Below are 21093 nucleotides of genomic sequence, written 5' to 3'. Positions count from 1 at the left end.
CGCAGAGCTACGGCTTGGGTTGCGTGTTTGGCGCAGGTTGCCGGGTGAAAGACCGAACGTCGGAAAATTCCTCGGCGTCGCTGGCGATCTCGACACGGCTAGTCACATACCGCGTCAGCAACTCGCTCACGGAGCGGAGCGCGTCGAGATGGATGCGCTCGTAACCATGCGAAGCGTCGATGCCGAAGGTGACCAAGGCAGTGCGGATGTCGTGTCCCGCCTCCAGGGCGGAGGCCGAGTCGGAGCGGTAGTGGCGAAACACGTCCTTCCGGCAGTCGATCCCGTTATCCCGGCAGAGTTCCACCAATTTCCGCGTCAGGTGATAATCGAATGGACCCGACTGGTCGGCCATGCAGATCGTCACTCCGAACTCGGAGGAGTTCTGGCCAGGCGCGCTGGTGCCGTTGTCTACCGCCACGAGCGAAGCTATGTCCGGCATGATGACCGAGGAAGCGCCGACGCCCACCTCCTCGGCAATGGTGAAGAGCCAGTGGACATCGACTGGGGCGACGGCATGGGAGCGCTCCAGCGCCTCTATGGCCGCGAGCATGATCGCCACTCCCGCCTTGTCGTCGAGATGGCGGGAATTGATGAAGCCGCTGTCGAGGAATTCGGGCTGCGGATCGACCGCGACGATATCGCCGACCTCGATGCCGAGCGCCGTTGTCTCTTCAGCGCTCATCGTGCGGGCGTCGATCCGCAGTTCGACGAAATCCCATCCTGTGGGCTGAGTATCCACTTCTTCGTTGTGGGTGTGGCCTGACGCCTTGAGCGGCAGGATCGTGCCGCGAAGGATATTCTCGTACCCGTAAATGGTGACCCGCGCCCCTTCAGCGAAACGGGCGGACCAGTGGCCGATGGGCGCAAGCGCAAGGCGGCCATTGGGCTTGATAGCAGTCACCTGCGCACCCAAGGTGTCGATATGGGATACGATTGCGCGGGCGCCTTCTCTTCTCCCGCCCTGGCTTACGGCGCGTATCGCCCCCCGGCGGGTCAGTTCCGGCTTCAGCCCCAGCCGCTCCAGTTCGCGGCTGCAATAGCGAACCGCGTTGTCGGTATAACCCGTGGGGCTATCGATCGACAGCAGCGCCTTTAGTTGGGCGACCAGATAATCGACATCGATACTCGGTTGGTTCATGCGGGTTCCATCCTGGCGGAAGCGTCCTGTGTACGCCGTGCACGCGACAGAGGGAACAGCAGGTCAATGAAGCGTTCGGCCGTCGGCTGAGGTTCATGGTTGGCGAGCCCCGGCCGCTCGTTGGCCTCGATGAAGACATAGTCGGGCCCGTCTGGCGACCTGACCATGAAATCGATGCCGGTGACCGGAATGTCGATCGCTTGGGAGGCGAGGCACGCCGCCTCAACCAGTTTCGGATGCACGACGTCGGTGACGTCGTGGATCGAGCCGCCGGTATGAAGGTTCGCAGTCTTGCGCACCAGTACCTCTTCGCCGGCGTCGGGCACGGTCTTGAGCGTTTTGCCGGCGCTGGCGAGGCAGCGCAGCGCCTCCTCGTCGATCGGGATGTTGCTCTCGCCGCCGGTCGCGGCGGCGCGCCGGCGAGACTGCTGCTCGATGAGTTCCCTCAGGTCCTTCTGGCCGTCCCCGACCACACGAGGCGGCCGTCGTATCGCTGCGGCGACGACCTGATGATCGATGACGACCAGCCGCAGGTCCTGACCATCGAAACAGGCCTCGACCAGCACACGGTTGCTTATTTCCCGAGCCTCGGCGACGGCCCGTCTCACGTCCGGCATGTTGGTCAGGCCGACCGAGACCCCGCGCCCTTGCTCGCCGCGCGCAGGCTTGACGACCACGCTTCCGTGCTTCTGAAGAAATCCCTCCACGGCCTCGCCGTCGTCCGCCGTGATCTGCTCGGGTACGTTCAGGCCGGCGGCTGAAACCAGGCGCCGGGTTACCGCCTTGTCGTCGCAGATCGACACAGCGACGCCCGAGGTCAGTTCCGAGAGGCTCTCGCGGCAGTGAATCGAGCGGCCACCATACGACAGGCGGAAAAACCCTCCGGCTGCATCAGTGATCTGTGCATGCACACCCCGCCGCCGCGCCTCGTCGACAATGATGCGCGCATAGGGGTTCAGCGCATCGTATTCCTCCAGCGGGGACGCGAACAGCTTTTCGTTGATGGGATTCTTGCGTTTCACCGCGAAGACCGGAATGCGCCGGAAACCGAGCTTCTCGTAAAGGCCTATCGCCTGTTCGTTGTCGTGCAGTACGGAAAGGTCGAGATGGGCGGCGCCGCGTGCCTGCATGTACTCCGCAAGGCGACGCACCAGCATCTCGCCGATGCCGGGATAACGCGACTGGGGATCGACGGCGAGGCACCAGAGCGAGGAGCCCTGTTCCGGGTCGTTGAACAGCCTGCGATGGTCGACGCCGGTCACGGTGCCGACGATTTCGCCCGTGGCGTCCTCCTCGGCGACGAAATAGGCAAGCGACCGACTGTCCCGGTTCGCCCAGAAGAAGTCCGGCGACACCGTCACCATCCCGCGAGATGCATAGATGGCGTTTACCGCTCTCGCGTCCGCTTCCGAGGCAAGCCGCCGGATGAAGAAGCCCTTGGGCGAACGACGGCCCGCCCGGTAGGTCGAGAGGTCGAGCCGGTATGTATGCGAGGGGTCGAGGAACGCCTCCTGCGGCGCAAGACTCAGCAGCACATGCGGGTCGCGTACGTAGAATGCGATGTCGCGTCTGTCGGGTCGTTCCTGGCGCAGCGCCGCAACGATCTCCTCGTTCGTCTTGAACGTCTGGGCAAAAATCAGGCTACCCCATCCACAATCCAGCACGACCTGCTTGCGCGGCGGCTTGCCAGTGTCGCGGCCCTCATCGATCGGCGCATTCATGGAATGCACACGCAGCCTTCTCAGGCGATGGTCCAGAACCTTTTCGCTTCGCGCGCCGCTGTTTTTCTTAGCCATGGCAAACCCCCGTCGCTGCGTCAGATCTGATTGGTCTGAAGCCACATCTCCAGCAGTCCCGCCTGCCAAAGCTCTGATCCGCGAAGCGGGGTGATGTGCTCCGCCGGTGCTGCAAACAGCTGCTCGAGATAGTCTTGGCGGAACAGGCCGCGTTCGCGCGCCCGGTCTGATGCCATCGCGTCGCGCAGCATCTCAAGATACGGACCGTCGATATATTTGAGCTGGGGAACCGGGAAATACCCCTTCTTGCGGTCGATAACTTCATGCGGAACGACCTGCCGGGCAACGTCCTTGAGCACACCCTTGCCATTGTCCCGGAGCTTTTCCTCGAACGGAATCCGGGCTGCGAGCTCGACCAGTTCATGGTCGAGAAACGGCACGCGCGCCTCCAGTCCCCAGGCCATCGTCATATTGTCCACCCGCTTCACCGGATCGTCGACGAGCATGACATTGGCATCGAGCCGAAGAGCACGGTCAACCGGCGTGTCAGCGCCCGGACGCATCAGCTCCTCTTCGACAAGCTTGCGGCTATGATCCTCGCCGTCGGTCCAGTCCGGCCCGAGCTGGCGCTTCAAGGTTTCGTGGGGACGGTCGAAGAAGACCCTGGCGTAGTCGTCGACCACGTCGTTGGTATGGGCAAGCGGCGGATACCAGTGATAGCCGCCGAACACCTCGTCGGCGCCCTGTCCCGACTGGACAACCTTGATATGCCTGGAGACCTCTTGGGAAAGGAGGTAGAAGCCGACATTGTCGTACGAGACCATCGGCTCCGACATTGCGGCGATCGTTCCGGGAAGCGCATCCATCAGGCGCTCCGAAGGCACGAAGATCTTGTGGTGATCGGTGCCGAACTCGCGAGCGATGAGGTCGGAATAGACGAATTCGTCGCCTTTCTCGCCGTAGGCCTCCTCGAAGCCGACCGAAAAACTCATCAGCCCGGTCTGCCCCATCTCGGCAAGAAGACCCACGATGAGGCTGGAATCGACCCCTCCCGACAGTAAAACGCCAACGGGAACATCAGCCACCATGCGCCGCTTGACGGCAAGGCGCAGCGCCTGCAGCACGCGGTCGCGCCATTCTTCGGCGGAGGCGCGGCTGTCTGCCGCATCGCGCGTATAGGGCGGATCCCAATAGCGCCGATCAGTGGTGCGGCCGTCCTTCTCGATGATGCGAATGGTTGCCGGCGGCAGCTTGCGCACACCATTGATCATCGTGCGCGGCGGCGGCACCACGGCGTGAAAGCTCATGTAGTGGTGGAGCGCCACGCGGTCGATCGAGGTATCGATGCCGCCCGCCTTCAGCAATGCGGGAAGCGTGGAGGCAAAACGCAGCGTCTTGCCTGACTGCGCAACGTAGAGCGGTTTGATGCCGAAGCGGTCACGCACCATCACGATCCGCCCGCTGTCGCGCTCCTGGATGACGAAGGCGAACATACCGTGCAAGCGGTCGATGCACGTCTCACCCCAAGCGTGCCAGGCTTTCAGGATGACCTCGGTATCGCCATGCGAGAAGAAGTCGTAGCCTTTCGCCTCCAGCTCGCGCCGCAACTCCGGATAGTTGTAGATGCAGCCGTTGAAGGCGATCGTCAGGCCGAGCGCCGAGTCGATCATGGGCTGTTGCGCCTTTTCCGACAGATCGATTATGCGCAGGCGCTGATGCCCGAATCCCGCATTGCCATGCGAGACGATGCCGGAGCCGTCCGGGCCTCTCGGCGCAAGCGACTCCATCATCTTCAGGATTGCCGGAACGGACGGCGCAGCGCCGTCAAATCTCACTTCACCACAAATGCCGCACATCGCGGATACATACTCTCCGTTGTCTATTGCTGAACGCTGCTGGAATACTCATATAGTTAGAGTTCGAATTGTTTGAACCCCTGTCTTATGATGAAACCTGAAATTCTTTCGCCCAACCCGGCAACGGCAATGTCGCCCGAGGAAACGCGCACCCTCCTGAAATCGATCCGCCGCATCGTGCGTGCCAACGATCTGCAGTCGAGGGCGCTGGCGAAATCCACCGGGCTGACGGGGCCGCAATTGGTGATCCTGATGGCGGTCGCAGAACTCGGCAAGGTCACGACCAAGGCCTTGGCTGAACACGCCGATTTAAGCGCGGCAACGGTCGTTACGGTGCTGGAAAATCTGGAGCAGCGGGAGATCGTGGAACGCTACAGGTCGGAAGCCGACCGGCGGATCGTTTATACGCGGCTGACACCGAAAGGCCTGGCGCTTGTCTCTCACGCGCCGCGCGTGTTCGGCGACGATTTCGCTCGCCGTTTTGCCGGTCTACCCGCCAAACGGCGGCTCGAGCTTGTCGAGAGCATAGCCGAGCTGGCTCAACTCATGAGCTGCAATGACTGAACGGGCCTCCGAACTCGGCTCCCACGTCTTTCTGAACCGACTTCGGCGCCTGCGCTCAACCGGCAGCGCCGCTTAGCTTGACCAGCGCCGACAGCATCAGGTTCGCGCCCTTCTCGATATCGCTCCAATCCGTCCATTCGCGCGGCGAATGACTTATCCCGCCGCGGCTAGGGACGAAAATCAGGGCCGAGGGGCAGAGGGCCTGCATCGTCTGCGCGTCATGTCCGGCTCCCGACGGCATCGCCAATGCCTCCAGGCCGAGCTTGTGCGCCTCCTCATGCAGCATCGCGGCAAGCCCCAGGTCCAGCTGGACGGGCACCATCCGGCTCTGTTCCTGAATTTCGACCTGCAGGCCATTTGCGCGGGCGGCTGCCTCGACTTCGTGCCTGACGGCGATCACGAGGGCATCGATGGCGGCGTCGTCAATATCCCGGATGTTGACGACGAATTCGGCCTCGCCTGGAATAGTATGGATGAAGTTTGGCCGCAGGTCCGCCTTGCCGATCGTGATGCGTGAGTTCTCACCTCCACGAGCGGCTATGATGTCCGGTATGGCCGAACCCACCCTCGCCAGGCCGGCAAAGGCATCTGCGCGAAGATTCATCGGAGTCGTGCCCGAGTGGTTGGCTTCGCCTTCGAAACGGACGCGGAGGTTGCAGACGCCGGAAACCGAATGCGCGACGCCGATGGGAACTGAGCGGCTCTCCAGAACCGGGCCCTGCTCTACATGGAGTTCCAGAAAGGCGCTGATATCGGTGCGCACGGCTTGGAGAGCATCCATGGCGTCGAGGCCCTGCGCCGCCATGGCATCGGTGAGCCTGACTCCGTCCGCATCAGCGGCCTGCGAGAGCCATTCGGCGCTGACTGCCCCGCTGATAGCCTGAGAGCCCAGCATGCCGCCGAAGCGTCCTTCCTCCTCCGCGGTAGCGACAACCTCTATTCCGAGCGTTGGAGAAAGGCCGGCGTCGCGCATCGCCAGAACGCATTCCAGCGCGACGGCGACCCCCAGCGCCCCGTCGAATGCGCCGCCTTCCGGCACCGTGTCGAGATGCGACCCAGCCATGATGCAGGGTCCGTCCACAGGGCCGAAGCGGCCGAACAGGTTGGCCACGCCGTCGCGGCGTGCGACCAGCCCGGCTGACCGCATCTGGGCCAGGAACCATTCCCGCACCGCCATGTCGGCTTCGCAATAGCCGATCCGGTTGTGTCCACCCGTATCTGGATTGAAGCCGAAGCCGTTGATGCCGTCCAGCAGCCGGCGCAGGCGGTGTGTGTCGATGGCGAGTTGATGAGAAGGCATGACTGTTCGAACCGTCCTGTGGTCAGGCGCCAACGGCGTAAGCATGGCGCGGTAGGAAAATTCTTTATGATAAATGGTTGCAACGGTGCAAATTATCAGAATTAATTGCACGAGCATAAGGACAAGGAGCACGTCATGATAAAACTCCTGGCCGCCGGCTTCGTCGCGGCACTGCTGGCCCTCACGCAGGCGGCGTCTGCGCAGACGCCGCCCAACGCACTTGTGGTCGGCCAGATTGCCGAGCCGAAGTCGCTCGACCCGCATGCCGTCACGGCCGTCAACGATTTTCGTATCCTGGTGAACGTCTATGACGGGTTGACGCGCTACAAGGACGGAACGCTCGAAGTGGAACCGTCCCTGGCCGAAAGCTGGGAGGTGTCCGAGGACGGCAAGACCTACACGTTCAAGCTGCGCTCCGGCGTCACCTTCCATGACGGGTCGCCCTTCAACGCTGAAGCGGTGAAGTTCAATTTCGACCGGATGCTCGACGAGGAGCATCCCTACCACGACACCGGGCCCTTCCCGCTTGCCTTCTTCTTCTCCACCGTCGAGGAGGTCGAGGTGGTGGACGATCTCACGGTCCGGTTCCGGCTGTCGGAGTCATTCGCGCCCTTCCTGTCCAACCTGGCATATCCGACCGGACTCATTGTCTCGCCTGCGGCGGTGAAGGAACATGGCAAAGATTTTGGTCGCAATCCGAGCGGCACCGGAGCCTTCAAGTTTGAGCAGTGGGAGGCCAACTCACGCGTGGTGGTCACCCGCAACGAGGAATACTGGGATGGTGCGCCGCCGCTCGAGGCCGTCATCTACCGCCCGATCACGGATGCCAATACACGAATAGCGGAAATGCTGTCAGGCGGCCTAGATGTGATGGTGGAAGTTCCTCCGGACAGCGTGCAGCAGTTTCAGGGCAATGACGACTTCCAGGTTCATGAACAGGCCGGACCGCATCTCTGGTTCCTGATCCTGAACATGAAGGAAGGACCGTTTACTGACAAAAAAGTCCGCCAGGCGGCCAATTACGCCATCAACAAGCAGGCGCTGGTGGAGAATATCCTTCAAGGCACGGCGGAGGTCGCGGCCGGTCCTACTCCACCGGCATTTGCGTGGGCGTACAACCAGAACCTCGAACCCTACTCACACGACCCCGAGCGCGCCAGGAAGCTGCTCGAGGAAGCCGGTTATGACGGGGAGGAGCTTACCTTCTACGTGGCCGAAGGCGGCTCCGGGATGCTCGATCCGGTAGCCATGGGCACAGCCATCCAGGCCGACCTGGAAGCCGTGGGTATGCCGACGAAGATCGAGACCTATGAGTGGAACACCTATCTCGGAAAGGTGAACCCCGGTCTGGAGGGCAAGGCAAACATGGCCGAAATGGCATGGATGACGAACGATCCCGACACGCTGCCTTTCCTTACGCTCCGTTCGGAAGCCCTGCCGGAGAATGGCGGCTTCAACTCGGGGTATTATTCCAACGAGCGGGTCGACGAGATCCTGAACGAAGCAAGGAGCGCCACCAGCCAGGAACGCCGTGCTGAACTCTACAAGGAGATGCAGGAGATCGTGCATGACGACGCACCCTGGGTTTTCGTAGCGAACTGGAAGCAGAACGCGGTCACCCGCGCCAACGTCGCGGGTTTCAAGTTGCAGCCGTCCTTCTTCCTGATGCTGCAGGACGTCTCCAAGCAGTAGCGTTGCGAGCGGCCGCCAGGCGGATGCCGCGGCGGCCGCTCTTCGCGCTCGAAGGATCGTGCCGTGGCAGCCTACATCGTCAAGCGTCTGGTCGCCGCCGTTCCCGTGTTGCTCGGGTTGTCGTTGATTGTCTTCCTGATCATGGCGATGATTCCCGGCGACCCGGCGACCGCCATTCTCGGTTCCTACGCTACGCCGGAAAACGTCGAGCGGCTCAACCGCAGCCTTGGCCTCGACAGGTCTCTGCCTGAGCAGTACGTCATCTGGCTCGGCAACCTGCTTCAGGGGGATTTGGGAAGGTCCTATGCGCTCAACCGTCCGGTACTGGACGAGGTGCTGGAGCGGTTCTCCGCTACCTTGATCCTCGCGGGCACTGCGCTGGCGTTGTGTACGATCTTCGGATTGCTCGCGGGCATCGTCTCGGCCGTTCGCCAGTTCGGCTGGGCTGACCGCATCGTAACGCTATTCGTGCTCATCGGCATCTCCATACCGTCGTTCTTCCTCGCGTTGCTGCTCATCCTGTTTTTTGCAGTACGGCTGCGGGTGCTGCCGGCTTCCGGCATGTATGCGATCTATGGAGGTGGAGACCTCCCCGATCTGCTTCACCACCTTATCCTGCCTGCCGCCACGCTTGCCGTGGTTGCGACGGGGGTGGTCGCCCGGCTGACGCGAACGGCCATGCTGGAGGTGCTGAGGCAGGACTACATCCGCACGGCGCGTGCGAAAGGACTGAGCGAGCGTAAGGTGATCTATCGCCACGCCCTCAAGGCAGCCATGGTCAGCATCGTTCCGGTGGTCGGCTTGCAAGCCGGTTTCGTGCTCGGCGGCGCCGTCTATATCGAGACTGTTTTCCAGTGGCCGGGCATAGGGGCAATGCTTGTCAAGGCGATCTCCACACGGGACATTCTACTCGTGCAGGGAGGAGTGCTTTTCGTCGCCGCCGCCTATGTGTTCGTCAACCTCATCGCCGATGTTGTCCAGGCGATGTTGGATCCGAGGCTTGAGGCATGAGTGTTCCGATCCTGGAGGCGGCTCCAACGCCCGAGCCGAGGACAACGCGCCAGACCACGTGGCGCCTCCTTATGAACAACAGGCTGGCGGCCGCGGGCTTCTATGTGATCGCGTTCATCGTTCTGATGGCGGTCCTGGCGCCTCTCCTGCCGCTCCATGATCCCGACGTGACGGACCCTGCCGACCGGCTGCTCCCGGTGTTCTCCGAAAACCATCTCCTCGGCACCGACCACCTAGGCCGAGACGTGCTGGCGCGGCTTGTCTGGGGGACGCGCGTTTCACTCTTAGTCGGCATTTCTGCCGCCCTGATGGCGGCATTCTTCGGTTCCCTGATCGGCCTCGTGGCCGGCTATGCGGGCGGGCGGGCGGATAATTTCATCATGCGCGGCATCGATATGCTGATGGCGTTTCCCTACATTCTGCTGGCGCTCGCCATCGTCGCTGTACTGGGGCCCGGCCTGCTCAACGCGCTCTACGCCATCGCCGTGGTGAACATTCCGTTCTTCGCCCGCAACGTCCGCGGTATCGCGCTCGGCCTGTCGCATCGCGAATTCGTCGACGCCGCACGCCTGTCCGGCAAGGGCCACACTGCAATCGTGGCGACTGAAATCCTGCCCAACGTCATGCCCATCATAGTGATCACCATGTCGACCACGATCGGGTGGATGATCCTGGAGACAGCGGGCCTGAGCTTCCTCGGTCTCGGTGCGCAGCCGCCACAGGCGGATCTCGGGTCGATGCTCGGCCAAGGCCGCGCACTCCTCTTCACTGCGCCGATGATTTCGGTGATTCCCGGCGTCATGGTGTTCCTGATCGTCATGAGCATCAACCTGCTGGGCGACGGGGTGCGTGATGCACTCGATCCCCGTTTGAGGGCAGGGGCACTGACTCGCCCCATGGCGGTTACCCGCATCGACCGCGCAAAGGCGCCTATCCCAGACGAAATGGCGATAGCCTCCGCGCTGGCTGTGACGGAACTGGAAACCAGCTTCGAAACCGCCGGCGGGAAACAGCCGGCGGTGAAGGGAGTCAGCTTCAGCCTGCGGAAGGGGGAATGCCTGGGACTTGTCGGTGAGAGCGGATCCGGCAAGAGCGTCACCGCCCTCTCGGTTCTTGGCCTCGTTGCATCGCCGCCCGGGGTCATCACCGGCGGGGCCGTGACGATCGAAGGGCGTGATGTACTCTCGCTCAGCGAAACGGAGATTGGATCGCTGCGCGGCGGCAAGGTGGCATACATCTTCCAGGATCCGCTGACGACGCTGCATCCTCTTTTCACGATCGGTGAACAGGTGGCCGAGGCAATCCGGGCGCACCAGCCGGTCGGACGTGGGGAAGCCAATGCCAAGGCGGTCGATCTGTTGAGGACCGTACGCATCCCCGATCCCGAGCAGCGCGCGAGCGCCTATCCGCACGAGCTTTCGGGCGGGCAGCGCCAGCGCGTGGGCATCGCGATGGCGCTCGCCAATGAGCCGGACATCATCATCGCCGACGAGCCCACCACCGCGCTCGACGTCACGGTGCAGGCGGAGATACTGCGGCTACTGCAGGTGCTGCGCCAGGAGCGCGGCCTGGCGCTTTTGTTCATCACTCACGACTTCGGCGTGGTGGCTGAGATCTGCGACCGCGTGGCGGTCATGCGGCGAGGTGAGATCGTGGAGGCGGGCGATACGGCGGCTGTCCTCGGCAATCCGCAACACCCCTACACGAAGAGGCTGATCGCCTGCGTGCCCGGCCGCGTGATTCAGTACGTGTTCCAGGATCCGGTTGCGTCGCTCAACCCGCGCAAAACCGTAGGCGCGATCCTCGACACGCCGCTGCGACTCCTAAAAGGATACGATCAAAGCCGCCGCCGGGCGCGCATGAGAGAATTGATCGAGGCCGTGCAGATGCCGGAGGACTCGCTGGGTCGCTATCCGCACGAGTTCTCGGGTGGGCAGGCGCAGCGGATTGCAATTGCAAGGGCGCTGGCCGCAGAGCCGCGGATCATGGTGCTCGACGAACCGGTTTCCGCCCTCGACGTTTCGGTGCAGGCGCAGGTCCTGCTGCTGCTGGAGGATCTGCGCAGGGAATTCGATCTCTCCTACCTGTTCATCAGCCACGACCTGGCGGTGGTGGAGAGCATCTCCGACAGGGTTGCTGTGATGTTTTTCGGTGAGGTGGTCGAGACAGGGGCCGCCGAACAGCTTTTCAGATCGCCCCGGCACGAATACACAAAGAGGCTGATATCGAGCGCGCCGCGATTGGAAACTGCTCTGGGCGCAACAAGGGGCGCATGAAATGCCGGGGCAAGACGGAAGCATCGCGACGGCTCCTGCGGTGGCCCGCCGCCGCAAGCGGCCGGATACGGTCGCGGACCAGATCCGGGAACGGATCGTCGAAAACGGCCTTGCTCCGGGCGACCGGCTGCCGCACGAATGGATCGAGCCGGAGACCTGGCACGTTTCGCGCGGGACTTTGCGCGAAGCCCTGAAAGTTCTCGAATCGCAGGGACTGACGCTCAGCAAGACTGGACCGGGCGGCGGTGTATTCGTCTCCTCGATCGAGGCAGAACACGCGATCCGTCTTCTCGACAACCTCTTCCTTCACAGCCAGCCTTCGATCGCTGACATTTACTCGATCCGCAAGGAATTGGAGCCGCTGCTGGCGGCCAGCTTGGCAGGAAAGCTGACGCCGGCGGCACTGTCTCTGCTGCAGGCAAAGGTCCGCCTGTACGAGGACGAACCCACGACTACCGAGGAGGAGTACCGGCAGCGAATGGCCGAGCTCGACTTCCATGAGGAACTGGCGCGGCTCTGTCAGAACCAACTGCTCGGTTTTCTTTGCAGATTTCTGGTCAGCTTGTTGCGGGACATGGCAGTTTGCAGGGAGATCTACCAGCAGCACAACCCGGTGCTGCGGGAAACCGGGCTGCACTATCAGGTGGCGCTGCTCAGGGCGATCAAAGCAGGCGATGCGGATCGCGCCTCCGCCATCATGCGCGACCACATGATCACCGCCGAGGCGTATATGCTGGAGCGGGCCGAAATCCGCCGCAGGCGCGAGCCACACGTCGGGCCGAAGCCATAACGCCGCCGCCCGCTAGGGCAATGGCGTGATAATTGGATCCTCATCCTGGCGACGGCGATACTCTTCTCGCGCATCTTCATCCCATGGGTCGGCTGAGTCGTCAAAACCAGCCCACCCATCAGCTTCAAACTCGCGTCTAAGGGCAGCAGTATCGGACGACTGGCCCAAGATCGCCTGTGCGGCAGCCAGCTGTGTCTCGTCCACGCGGGCAATCACCAATGCGCCTCCCCGTCTGAGGCCCTCCGCATAGACATGCGCTTCCCGTTCGTCGACGCCTGCATCCGTCAACGACCCCAGAAGGCCGCCGAGGGCGCCTCCCGTCGCTGCTCCTATCAAAGTGGTTGCCAACCAACCGGCGCCGACTACCGGGCCAATGCCGGGAATGGAAAAGGATCCGAGGCCCGTCAGAAGACCGCCAACCCCGCCGACTGCCGCGCCGACACTCGCGCCGGCAACGGTCCCGCCCACGCCACTGCTTCCGCTGGGGGCGACGATGCTGATGTCCCTGCTTGCAATTCCGGAATCTTCCAATTCCTCAACGGCCAGGCGTGCCTGATCATATGTGTCGTAAAGCCCGCTGATCGTTCGCATTTCAGCATCCTTTAGTTTCACCGGCGAATGCGAGCGGCTCCTTTACGGCAAACTCGAACTGACAAGAATCGTTCCAGTCTGCGTGTCGGAGTTGAAGGGACGTTTGCTGTTTTCGACGCTGATCGCGCGGATCGGATCGTCGTGTGGGTCCCTGGAATTTTCAGGAGCAGGGTTGAATGAGTACGGGATGATTTCCAGACTTACGTCATGGACGAAGACGAAATCCACCGGACTGTCACAAAGATCATCACCCGCCTCTCGGGAAAAACAGGAAAGTGTACGGTTGAGGTAAAGAGCTTTGGTGCTGGAGCGGAAGCTACCAATGTCTCTTTGGTCACTGCTCGCTATCGTGATCAGTGGGGTTCTCAAAAAATGCTGCGGGTGGTGGTCAAACGGCTGGATGGTCGCCCGGCGCGGGAAGCTGTCGTTTACGAGCGCCTCATCTCGGGTCATCCAGTGAAGATCGCCCCGGAACTCCTTGCGGTTCAGCGTCTGGGGCCTTCCTCCGCGTGCCTGTTCCTGGAGGCTGTTAGAAGGATCAATGCATGGCCTTGGCGGAATACATCGGCGGCGGGTGATGTACTGTCTCGAATCGGCCGATTCCACACGGCCGTTGAAGGCAGGGACATCCTTCTGCCCTAATGGGATTATGAAGGCGAAGTTGGGGTACTGGCCGAATCCACTTGGGATATGCTTGACCAATGTCGCCGAGATCCGGACCTCCGCATGCTGGCGAGGCACATTCGTGGACTTGAGAGGGTGATTGAAGCACTGCCCGAACTTCGTCGCCAGCTCCTGGCGGAATCACCGTTCGGATGCAGACCTATCCATGGCGATCTTCATCCGGGCAATGTTCTGGTGCGCCAGAGTGCCGGAAGCCACCAACCCGTATTCCTCGATTGGGGCCGAGCGCGTCTTGGTTCACCTCTCGAAGACGTTAGTTCCTGGCTCCAGTCGCTCCGCTTCTGGGAAGTCGAAGCGCAGCGTCTCCACGACACGTTGTTCTTGGAATACCTCTCCGCTTTCGGCATGGAGCGGAAGCTGACTTCCGAGATTCGGGCCGCGTATTGGATCGCAGGGGCTTCAAATGCCCTGGCCGGCGCACTGCTCCATCACCTCAACACTGCTCTGGACCAGCGCCTCGGCAAAGCGCGGCGGGGAACGGCTGTCAAAGCAGCACGCGATTGGTTGCGAGTCGTTCGTCGTGCACATGCCTGGACAATCTAGGATCGACAAACTGCATTGCCTGACCGTCTGGTATCGCAGAGCGCAGCTTTGAGCGTCCAAATCGTCCCGTCCGGCATTTTCCGCGGCGCTGTTCGCGCGGCTTGGACTAGCGAAGTTGAGCGCAGGGATCGACGAACAGCGCCACGGCGCCCGCCCAGGTGACGCCGGCGAATGATAGGGCAGTCAACAGGCGCGTAACCGAGATCACGAAGCGCCGATCGGTTTCTGCTGCCGCCTCGAAGCGGAGCAATCGCGCGACCTGGCGTGGCCGCCACAGGACCAGCGCCAGCGCCGCCATCGAGACCACTGTCAACAGGCCAACCAGCGCCGTTATTGCAAACGGAGCGACTGCGATCATACCGTCCGCACGAAAAGCGCAGAGTGCCGACTGCGGGCCGTAGATGAGCAGGAGATGTGCGGCCCAGATGATTGGGCCGACCAGCACATAGAAAATTCCCCCAGCGAGAGGGCCTGAATCATTTCCTGCTTTCATCTCACTTCCCTCGGGTTCAGCCGACAAGCCTCGGAAAGCCATGAATGAGCGCCAGCCCCAACAGCGATTGCACCACGGTGTAATGATAGAGCAGCGCGAGATTGTCGAAGGTGACGCGCCGTTCGCGATCGAGCTTGCCTGCCGCATGTCGCGCGATGGTGAAGAACCCCATGATGACAAGCGTGAAAGTCAATTGGCCGAACAGTACGACGCCAAGATAGACCATGGCACCGTATGCGTTTGCCGACGGCGATAATCCGGTGCGCCAGTGTCCCGCGATCTCGATCGCAAGCGATCCCACGAGGCATGCCAAGGCAAGAAAGATAGCTAGAGGAACCGCTACGCCGAATTTCCCTGCGGGCGGCAGCAGACGCCCGGCGGCAACGACCAACGCCGCGCCGGCGAGCAGAAGGAATGTGGACGCGGCGGGCCAAGCCACTGCCGGAAGCGCGGGCGAGCCCGCCGGAGCCCATACCTCAGGCGATACAATCCAGAGAAACAGGTAGGAGAATACGTAAGCGAGATAGAGCGAGGCCGCTACGAACATGAGAACAACCATCGCCCACCAGGAGTGAGACGTCGGTCCGGTCACATATGTGGGCAGGCTTATGCCGCCACCAATATCGATCGAACCTTTCGCCGGGCCGGGATCGAGGCTCCACGTCCAGATGAGGCAGAAGGCAACCGCAATGACACCGCAGACCACCGCGACAATGACCAGCTTGATCGTCAGAAGCAGGAAGCACGCAGCGGTGAAGATCGCCGCCAACAGCGGGGGCCATCCCGGTCCAGGCATCTGGATTACATATTGCGGACGGGCGTCGATGGGCGACGTCACAATCGTCTCGCGGCCGCCAGTCGGGGCGTTCGGCAGGAAATAACGGCCTTCCCTGACGTCTTCGGCAAGATTCGGCTGATCCCAAATCGGTTCGCGGCTGGTGACAAGCGGGATGCTGCGTGTCGAATAGACGTCGTTCGGCAGCCACTCCAGCGTTCCAGCCTGCCACGGGTTCTCAGGGCCGCCTCCACCGGGGCGGAAGCGCACGACAAGATCGATGACGAAAAGGAGCACACCGGCTCCCAGCATGTAGGCGCCGACGGTCGAGATCATGTTCAGGTTGTCCCAACCGAGTTCCGATGGATACGTCCAGACCCGCCGAGGCATGCCGAGCAGACCTGTGAGATGCATCGGAAAGAAAGTTATGTTGAAGCCGAGGAACATCAGCCAGAACACCCAGCGACCGAGGCGTTCAGACAGCATGTTTCTGCTCACCATCGGCGCCCAATAGTAGAAAGTGGCGAACAGCGGAAAGACCATGCCGCCCACGAGCACATAATGAAAATGGGCCACCACGAAATAGGTGTCGTGCACCTGGAAGTCGAACGGCACCATGGCGACCATGACACCGGTCAGACCGCCTATCGTAAAGATGAACAAAAATCCCAGAATGAACAGCGACGGTGTGGTGATGCGGAATCGCTCGCGTCCGGCGGCGATAGTGGCGATCCAGGAGAAAACCTGAATGCCGGAGGGAAGGGTCACCGCCATGCTTGCTGCCGAAAAGAAGGCGAGGCTCAGCGCGGGAATGCCTGTGGTGAACATATGATGGACCCACAGGCCGAAGCTGAAGAAGCCGGTTGCGATGAGGGCCACGACAATGAGGCGGTACCCGATCAACGGCGTCTGCGCCATTGTCGGCACCATCATCGAAACCAGCCCAGCGGCGGGAAGGAATATGATGTAGACCTCAGGATGGCCGAAGAACCAGAAGAGGTGTTGCCAAAGAAGCGCATCGCCACCGAGTTCGGCCGTAAAGAACGGCCATCCGAAGGACCGTTCGATCTCCAGCATCATGGTCGCCAGTATCACGGCCGGAAAGGCGAACATGATCATCGAAGCGAAGATCAGCATCGACCAGGCGAAAATCGGCATCTTGGCAAGCGACATGCCGGGCGGACGTGTGCGCAACGTCCCGACGACGATCTCGATGGCGCCGGCAATTGCCGAAATTTCGATGAAGCCGATGCCCAGCAGCCAGAAATCGGCGTTGTCGCCCGGAGAGTATTCCTTGAGCGTGAGCGGCGGATACATGAACCAGCCGCCTGCGGGGGCGAGGTCGTAAAAGATCGTCGAGAAGAAGACGAGCCCGCCAACCACATAGGCCCAAATGGCGAAGGCGCTGAGGCGCGGGAAAGGAAGGTCGCGCGCGGCCAGCATCTGCGGCAGCAGCATCACGCCAAGTGCCTCGACCGCCGGCACGGCGAAGAGGAACATCATCGTCGTTCCATGGACGGTGAACATCTGGTTGTAGAGTTCCTGGCCGATGAAGTTGTTGTCGCCGACGGCTAGTTGCGTCCGCATCAGCAGCGCCAGGGCGCCGGCCAAAAGGAAGAACAGGAAGGCCACGCCGATATAGAGCAGCCCGATAACCGTGTTGTTGACGGCGGTAACGATCCGCCAGCCCTTGGGCGTCGCCCAGACGCGCTCCAGTTCCTCCAGTTCGCCCGGCGGACGCGGCGTTGGATTGATCGGACGCGACGTATGATCCATCAGCCGCCGCCAGTGCTGCGCAGGAAGTAGAGTACGACCAGTCCGGCAAGGTAAGTTCCCATGACGGCGAGCGAGTCGTAGCCCATCCTGAGGATGGTGCGGTCGCGCCGCTCCGCAAGGCCGACAAGGAAGATGGCGGTCACCGTGATTGAGATCAGCGCCGCAAAGCCTTCGAACCTGCCGGAGCTGTTGATCACGGCGTCGCCGCCACCGGTGATGTCGACTATGAACAGGAATGAGACATCGAAAAGGTTGGTGCCGAAGATGTCGGACATCGCCATCGTATAGAGTCCCGCGCGCATGGCGCTGAACACCGTGCTCACTTCCGGCAGCGAGGTCGCGATAGCTACGAATACGACTCCGACGAAGCTCTGCCCGAGTCCCGTCGCCTCCGCGATGGCGTCGCCGCTGCGCGACAGGATATAGCCGGCGACGACGATGACAACGCCGGCGATCGCGGCCCGCGTCATCGCCCAGTTAAGCGTCTTGTCCTTATCCTTCTCAGCTTTCTTCTTCGCGTGCTCCTTCTCCTTCTCCTTGCTAATCTCGTCGTCGTTCGGAACCCACGGCTTGTCGCCTTGCACGCGCGACAGCACCCACATGCTGATGCCCGTGACGATGGCCAGCAGCCACATCCACAACCCGGCAAAAAAGATGGGCACGTCCCCGACCATGATGGCTGCGGCGACGATCGAGAGCAGCAGGATCTTCAGTCCGCCCTGCAGGATGACGACAGAGTCCGGAATTATGGAAGTCAGCGCGCGTCTGCCGATAAGCGCGTCGGCGACGGCAAGAATGGCGACCTGCATCGCGATGCCGCCCAGGATGCTGTTGACCGCGAGGCTGGCGTCGCCGCTGAGAGAGGAGGTGACCGCCACCGCCAGTTCGGGCAACGAGGTAACACCGCCCAGCAGCAGGAGCCCGATCAGCGCCTGCCCCATGCCGGTTTTGTCGCTGATGACGTTGGCGTAGCGGGTGATCCGCACGCCGGCGAACCATACAGCGAGTGCCGCCGCGGCGAAGAGCGTGAGATTGATCGAAAGACCCATGGCGGCGAAATCGAACATGACGGTCATCTCAGGCTTTCGAGATAGGTGGCCAGGTGACCAAGTTCCTGCTCGGTGTAGATCGCATAGGGCGGCATCAGATTCTCAGGCTTGATGTGCTGACTGTCGCTTATCCAGCGGGCAAAGGCGTCGGCGTTGTTGGGGAGTGTCGCCGCAGCCAGGGAATGCCGGTTCCCGACATGGGTCAGGTCGGGTGCGATCGTGCCGCTGGCGTCGGTGCCGCGCACGGTATGACACGCGCCGCAGCCGCTTTGCACAAACAGCGCGTGGCCTTGAATTTCTTCTTCCTCGACGGGAACCGCAGCCGGTGCGCTTTCGCGCGCCAGCCACGCCTCGAAATCGGCGGGTGCCATGGCGATCACGAAGAATGACATTAGGGCGTGGGCGCCGCCGCAATATTCGGCGCACTGTCCTCGGCTGATGCCCGGCTCGTGGACGTTGAGCGTCAATGTATTCGTGCGGCCTGGTATCATGTCGAGCTTGCCTGCCAGCTTCGGCACCCAGAAGCTGTGGATCACATCCGCCGAAGTCAGTTCGACATGAACGGGCTGGTCGGTGGGCAGGCGCAACTCGTTGGCGCTCTCGACGTGGCTGCCGTCTTGAGTGGTATAGATTACGCGCCACCACCAGCGTTCGCCGACGACCGATATGCGAAGGCTTGCCTGCCCCTCCGCTGACCCTGTCATGCCCATGACCGCGATGCTGTAGCCAAGCAAAGCGGAAAGCGCTGCCGCGGGAAAGACAAGACCTGCGCCGATGACAAGTCGCTCTCCAGCCAGTCGCTGTCGCCATCGATGAGTTCCGAACAGAGCGATTATGGTGGCTATGGCGACACCGAGAAAAACAACCGAACAGAAGATGATCAGAATCCAGGAGAGCGTGTGGATGCGCTCGGCCTCTCCCCCGGCGGGATTCAGAGCCGACTGCACGTCCACGCAGCCGGCGGCGATCAACAGAATTGGGAGCACCGCGAAAGCCTGGAGAGATCGGTTCCACATCACTTTGAACCTGATAGTGCCGAGGCCGCGCCATTTTGATAGGCTTCAGGCGGCAGCGATGCAAAGTAGGCCGCCACATCGAGTATCTGCTCTTCGGTCAGTCGGCGGGCGATCGAAGCCATGATCTGGCCGTATGCGGTGCGGTCGCGGCCGCCGCTTCGCCAGACACGCAACTGTCCGGCCAAATAGTCGGCGTGCTGACCGGCAAGCGCGGGGAATTCCGCAGCACGAGAACGTGAATGACATGCAAGACAGCGAGGAATCGCTTTTTTTGGATCGCCTTCGGTAGCCAGCGCCCGCCCATGCGCTATCCGCGCTGAATCGACGGCTCGCTGTCCCGGCCGGGCATCCAGATTTGCATAATAGCTGGCGATGGCGCCTATTTGGTCATCACCGAGGAGAGCCGCGACGGGCTGCATGATCCCGCTCGGTCGGGTACGGGCGGCGTACTCTTCTAAAGCCCGCTCAAGATATCCGATCGACTGCCCGCCGAGTTTGGGAATCAGGCTGCTGATCGTAGACGCGGCGGCATCGTCGTGGCAGCGTATGCATTGGGTCAGGGCGACCGCTTCCGCTTGATGGGTCAGATCTTTCGCTGCAGGTGCTCCAGAGGGCACGCGGTCGAGTCCTGCCAATTGACGGTAGTTGTTCATCTCGCCGTCGCCCAACTCACTCAAAAAAGCTGTGAGCGCCCAGACCTCATCGTCGCGAATAGGGGCGGGCCACGCTGGCATTCCGGTATATTTCAGGCCGTGCTTGACGATCCAGTAGAGTTCTTCAGGGGGGCGCTTGGCAGCGGCATCGGTCAGGTGCGGAGGCGACGGCAGCATTTGGCTGACGATCACGTTAATGGGTTCTCCTGGCCTGCTGTGGCAGGGAACGCATCCTCCCTCATAATGAGCGGCGCCCAGACGGACCAGGTCCGGATCGTCGAGCGGGGGAGTTTCGATGAATGCGCTTCGCGTCGCGATCGACCGTTCACGGACCATTTCCAGAATCCACGTCGTCACCCAAAAATGATCGCGTGATGCGGCTACATTGTACAGGCCGGACCATATGAACGCGGCCCCGGCGGCGGCTAAAAGAACTAGAGTGATGCCTAGGGAAACGATCAGCTGCTTCGATACGAAGTTAGCCCACATTCCGCGCCTCTCGCACGGCAAGCAGAAGCACGTGGCGATCAGAAATCTCTTCGGCGTCGAGGTCGAAGAACCATCGTGCGGCGATGGCGATGCCGGCCAGGACGTAAGTGGCCGGACAGGCTACAAGCATGAACAGGCCTGCAAGTTGCTGGTCGGCAAGCGTTGCCTCGACCTGATGCATCGCCTCTTGCGTGTGCGCAATCAGGAGATCCGGATAAAGCACCCTCGGCGCGAAAACCAGGAGAACACCAAGAAGGCAAAACAATTTGCTGGTGATGAGCAGCGCCAGAATGGCGCGCCAGCGATGATCGGCCTTTATGGAAAGAACGGCTAGCCAAAACCACAGCGCGCACGTCAGGAAAGACGCGAGCATGATCATGTGGAGCACGTGCGACTGCATTCCCACGTAAAGCGCCGGTGGCGCGTGCCATGTCCACAGAACCAACAGTTGCGCAATCACCGCAGGGTACAGTTTGGGCAATGGCAAACGGTCCCCAAAACGCCGGTTGACCGCCAGCGCCAGAAGTGGCGCCACGGCGTTCATAAGCAAAATGTGAATCGCCATCTGCTGCGAGAGCGGCCCCATACCGTAAAGCATGGTCTTCGAACCGGTGACGGCTCGAAATGTTCCGCGTCCGGGTTATGCCTGCAACTGATTAGC

18 protein-coding genes and 1 pseudogene are annotated in these 21093 nt (G+C 61.7%); 7 read left to right on the top strand and 12 right to left on the bottom strand.

All coding sequences use genetic code 11. From position 1 onward, the window contains the following. Positions 1–7: 7 nt before the first annotated feature. From ABVK50_RS17990 to ABVK50_RS17980, 3 genes are read right to left on the bottom strand one after another with little or no spacing between them, the layout of a single operon-like run. Positions 8–1138 (bottom strand): osmoprotectant NAGGN system M42 family peptidase, encoded by a 1131-nt coding sequence (locus ABVK50_RS17990; protein WP_353645274.1) that lies wholly within the window; start codon positions 1136–1138, stop codon positions 8–10. Beyond that, the gene (gene ngg / locus ABVK50_RS17985; protein WP_353645275.1) at positions 1135–2934 is read right to left on the bottom strand and encodes an N-acetylglutaminylglutamine synthetase; all 1800 of its coding nucleotides are present in this window, start codon (positions 2932–2934) and stop codon (positions 1135–1137) included. Before ngg ends, ABVK50_RS17990 begins: the two co-directional genes overlap by 4 nt. A gap of 20 nt (positions 2935–2954) precedes the next feature. Continuing rightward, the gene (locus ABVK50_RS17980; protein WP_353645276.1) at positions 2955–4730 is read right to left on the bottom strand and encodes an N-acetylglutaminylglutamine amidotransferase; all 1776 of its coding nucleotides are present in this window, start codon (positions 4728–4730) and stop codon (positions 2955–2957) included. Positions 4731–4820: 90 nt separating this feature from the next. Here ABVK50_RS17980 and ABVK50_RS17975 point away from each other — a divergent pair, with 90 nt between their 5' ends. Next, on the top strand, positions 4821–5294 hold the full coding sequence (locus tag ABVK50_RS17975) for a MarR family transcriptional regulator (RefSeq protein ID WP_353645277.1): 474 nt from the start codon (positions 4821–4823) through the stop codon (positions 5292–5294). Between the two features lie 55 nt (positions 5295–5349). On the opposite strand, the gene ABVK50_RS17970 is transcribed toward ABVK50_RS17975, so the two are convergent. Continuing rightward, positions 5350–6594: a Zn-dependent hydrolase gene (locus ABVK50_RS17970; protein ID WP_353645278.1), complete on the bottom strand. Its 1245-nt coding sequence runs from the start codon at positions 6592–6594 to the stop codon at positions 5350–5352. Between the two features lie 135 nt (positions 6595–6729). On the opposite strand from ABVK50_RS17970, the gene ABVK50_RS17965 reads away from it, so the two are divergent. The 5 genes and pseudogenes from ABVK50_RS17965 (at position 6730) to ABVK50_RS17945 (ending at position 12363) form a co-directional block, all read left to right on the top strand. Then, positions 6730–8286, top strand: a complete 1557-nt coding sequence (locus ABVK50_RS17965; protein ID WP_353645279.1) for an ABC transporter substrate-binding protein — start codon at positions 6730–6732, stop codon at positions 8284–8286. Between the two features lie 63 nt (positions 8287–8349). After that, complete coding sequence (locus ABVK50_RS17960; RefSeq protein ID WP_353645280.1) at positions 8350–9297, top strand: ABC transporter permease; 948 nt, start codon at positions 8350–8352, stop codon at positions 9295–9297. Further along, a pseudogene (locus tag ABVK50_RS17955) lies at positions 9294–11027 on the top strand (dipeptide/oligopeptide/nickel ABC transporter permease/ATP-binding protein); the annotation flags it as partial. The gene ABVK50_RS17960 and the pseudogene ABVK50_RS17955, both read left to right, overlap by 4 nt. Next, on the top strand, positions 11022–11573 hold the full coding sequence (locus tag ABVK50_RS17950) for an ATP-binding cassette domain-containing protein (RefSeq protein ID WP_353647047.1): 552 nt from the start codon (positions 11022–11024) through the stop codon (positions 11571–11573). The pseudogene ABVK50_RS17955 and the gene ABVK50_RS17950, both read left to right, overlap by 6 nt. A gap of 1 nt (position 11574) precedes the next feature. After that, positions 11575–12363: an FCD domain-containing protein gene (locus ABVK50_RS17945; RefSeq protein ID WP_353645281.1), complete on the top strand. Its 789-nt coding sequence runs from the start codon at positions 11575–11577 to the stop codon at positions 12361–12363. Between the two features lie 12 nt (positions 12364–12375). Here the strand turns inward: ABVK50_RS17945 and ABVK50_RS17940 are convergent, their stop codons facing one another. After that, on the bottom strand, positions 12376–12954 hold the full coding sequence (locus ABVK50_RS17940) for a hypothetical protein (RefSeq protein ID WP_353645282.1): 579 nt from the start codon (positions 12952–12954) through the stop codon (positions 12376–12378). A gap of 42 nt (positions 12955–12996) precedes the next feature. After that, positions 12997–13656 (bottom strand): hypothetical protein, encoded by a 660-nt coding sequence (locus tag ABVK50_RS17935; RefSeq protein WP_353645283.1) that lies wholly within the window; start codon positions 13654–13656, stop codon positions 12997–12999. 57 nt (positions 13657–13713) lie between these two features. Here ABVK50_RS17935 and ABVK50_RS17930 point away from each other — a divergent pair, with 57 nt between their 5' ends. Further along, complete coding sequence (locus tag ABVK50_RS17930; protein WP_353645284.1) at positions 13714–14181, top strand: phosphotransferase; 468 nt, start codon at positions 13714–13716, stop codon at positions 14179–14181. 106 nt (positions 14182–14287) lie between these two features. Here ABVK50_RS17930 and ABVK50_RS17925 read toward each other — a convergent pair whose 3' ends face one another. The 6 genes from ABVK50_RS17925 to ABVK50_RS17900 are packed head-to-tail and all read right to left on the bottom strand — an operon-like array spanning position 14288 to position 21018. Beyond that, entirely contained in the window at positions 14288–14674 is a 387-nt protein-coding gene (locus tag ABVK50_RS17925) for a hypothetical protein (RefSeq protein WP_353645285.1), read from the bottom strand. Positions 14675–14690: 16 nt separating this feature from the next. Next, positions 14691–17225, bottom strand: a complete 2535-nt coding sequence (gene ctaD / locus ABVK50_RS17920; RefSeq protein WP_353645286.1) for a cytochrome c oxidase subunit I — start codon at positions 17223–17225, stop codon at positions 14691–14693. Continuing rightward, on the bottom strand, positions 17225–18292 hold the full coding sequence (locus ABVK50_RS17915; RefSeq protein ID WP_353645897.1) for a sodium:calcium antiporter: 1068 nt from the start codon (positions 18290–18292) through the stop codon (positions 17225–17227). Before ABVK50_RS17915 ends, ctaD begins: the two co-directional genes overlap by 1 nt. A gap of 5 nt (positions 18293–18297) precedes the next feature. After that, positions 18298–19290 carry a c-type cytochrome gene (locus ABVK50_RS17910; protein WP_353645287.1) on the bottom strand — a complete coding sequence of 331 codons (993 nt, stop codon included), beginning with the start codon at positions 19288–19290 and terminating at the stop codon, positions 18298–18300. Next, positions 19290–20432 carry a c-type cytochrome gene (locus ABVK50_RS17905; RefSeq protein WP_353645288.1) on the bottom strand — a complete coding sequence of 381 codons (1143 nt, stop codon included), beginning with the start codon at positions 20430–20432 and terminating at the stop codon, positions 19290–19292. Before ABVK50_RS17905 ends, ABVK50_RS17910 begins: the two co-directional genes overlap by 1 nt. After that, positions 20422–21018 carry a cytochrome c oxidase assembly protein gene (locus ABVK50_RS17900; protein ID WP_353645289.1) on the bottom strand — a complete coding sequence of 199 codons (597 nt, stop codon included), beginning with the start codon at positions 21016–21018 and terminating at the stop codon, positions 20422–20424. Before ABVK50_RS17900 ends, ABVK50_RS17905 begins: the two co-directional genes overlap by 11 nt. Positions 21019–21093 lie beyond the last annotated feature (75 nt).

Source organism: Mesorhizobium sp. WSM2240, from assembly GCF_040438645.1.
Taxonomy (GTDB): Bacteria; Pseudomonadota; Alphaproteobacteria; order Rhizobiales; family Rhizobiaceae; genus Allomesorhizobium.
The sequence above is the reverse complement of the archived record's forward strand: the minus strand, read 5'-3'. Positions and strand labels throughout refer to the sequence as shown.

Coding starts and splice junctions, on each gene's coding strand:
- ABVK50_RS17990 (WP_353645274.1), bottom strand. CDS start 1,138: ATGAACCAACCGAGTATCGATGTCGATTATCTGGTCGCCCAACTAAAG.
- ngg (WP_353645275.1), bottom strand. CDS start 2,934: ATGGCTAAGAAAAACAGCGGCGCGCGAAGCGAAAAGGTTCTGGACCAT.
- ABVK50_RS17980 (WP_353645276.1), bottom strand. CDS start 4,730: ATGTGCGGCATTTGTGGTGAAGTGAGATTTGACGGCGCTGCGCCGTCC.
- ABVK50_RS17975 (WP_353645277.1), top strand. CDS start 4,821: ATGAAACCTGAAATTCTTTCGCCCAACCCGGCAACGGCAATGTCGCCC.
- ABVK50_RS17970 (WP_353645278.1), bottom strand. CDS start 6,594: ATGCCTTCTCATCAACTCGCCATCGACACACACCGCCTGCGCCGGCTG.
- ABVK50_RS17965 (WP_353645279.1), top strand. CDS start 6,730: ATGATAAAACTCCTGGCCGCCGGCTTCGTCGCGGCACTGCTGGCCCTC.
- ABVK50_RS17945 (WP_353645281.1), top strand. CDS start 11,575: ATGCCGGGGCAAGACGGAAGCATCGCGACGGCTCCTGCGGTGGCCCGC.
- ABVK50_RS17940 (WP_353645282.1), bottom strand. CDS start 12,954: ATGCGAACGATCAGCGGGCTTTACGACACATATGATCAGGCACGCCTG.
- ABVK50_RS17925 (WP_353645285.1), bottom strand. CDS start 14,674: ATGAAAGCAGGAAATGATTCAGGCCCTCTCGCTGGGGGAATTTTCTAT.
- ctaD (WP_353645286.1), bottom strand. CDS start 17,225: ATGGATCATACGTCGCGTCCGATCAATCCAACGCCGCGTCCGCCGGGC.
- ABVK50_RS17915 (WP_353645897.1), bottom strand. CDS start 18,292: ATGTTCGATTTCGCCGCCATGGGTCTTTCGATCAATCTCACGCTCTTC.
- ABVK50_RS17910 (WP_353645287.1), bottom strand. CDS start 19,290: ATGTGGAACCGATCTCTCCAGGCTTTCGCGGTGCTCCCAATTCTGTTG.
- ABVK50_RS17905 (WP_353645288.1), bottom strand. CDS start 20,432: ATGTGGGCTAACTTCGTATCGAAGCAGCTGATCGTTTCCCTAGGCATC.
- ABVK50_RS17900 (WP_353645289.1), bottom strand. CDS start 21,018: ATGGGGCCGCTCTCGCAGCAGATGGCGATTCACATTTTGCTTATGAAC.